Genomic DNA, 973 nt, shown 5'->3' on the forward strand with positions numbered 1-973 from the left:
GGCTTGGATGGCCTGCCAGCCAGGGAAGCTGCCGGGCGCAGCTTTGACACCGTCACGCGTCAGTTCGACGCTGCCGTTGATCACATAGCTACCGCGGGTTGATGAGGCCAACGTCACGGAGCCGTCGGTCTCGATGCTTGTGGTTTTGTGCCCAATTGTTCCGTCACCGTTCAAATCGACGTTGTAGAATGTTTCGACATCTACAACGTTGTCGATCGCAGCGCTGCTTAGGTATTCACCGGCCGCATTGGTGATCCATTCGCCATAGGAGCCGTCGGCGTTTTTCCAGAGCACCTTGAAGCCGCTATTGAACGCTTCGGCGTGGATAGCCTCCCAGCCCGGAATGCTTCCCGGTCCGGCATTGGCACCGTCTCGGGTCAGCTCGATGTTGCCATTGACCAAATAGCCGCTGCGGGTCGACGAGGAGAGCGCCACGGAGCCATCGCTTTCGATGCTTGTGGTCTTGTGCCCGATTGTTCCGTCACCGTTCAGGTCGGCGTTGTAGAATGTCTCGACATCCACAAAGTTGGATATAATCCGGTCAGAGATGTGTTGCCCCTGGCTGTTGACCGTCCACTCCCCAAAGCTGCCGTCTGCGTTTATCCACAGAACGCGGTAGCCACCGCCTGAAGCTTCGGCCTGAATGGCTTGCCATCCTGCAATCGAGCCTGCCCCGATCACCTCACCGCGCAAGGTCAACGCAACGTTCGAGCCCGCTGAGTCCAGCACGTAGATACCGTGGTCCGCATGCTGCAGCGTCGTACCCGTTGTATCGACGTCAGATAGTTGCATGGCGGTTGCGATGTTCGACCAGGTTAACTGTTGCACACCGTTCAGGAACTGGATTAGTTCAACATCATTTGCGACGGTAAAGGTGATACGTGTGATGACGTTCAGAAACTCGTAGCTGGTTCCGTTTCTCAGGAACAGGTAGTTGCTGATCGCAGTTGTAAACCTGATGGTATCCGTACCG

Annotated in this window: 1 pseudogene; it reads right to left on the reverse strand. The window is 56.3% G+C overall.

Going from position 1 to position 973, the window contains the following annotated elements:
• Positions 1-973 (reverse strand): annotated as a pseudogene (locus tag E1297_RS38025) (hypothetical protein); the annotation flags it as partial.

This window comes from Roseibium sp. RKSG952 (genome assembly GCF_009711355.1).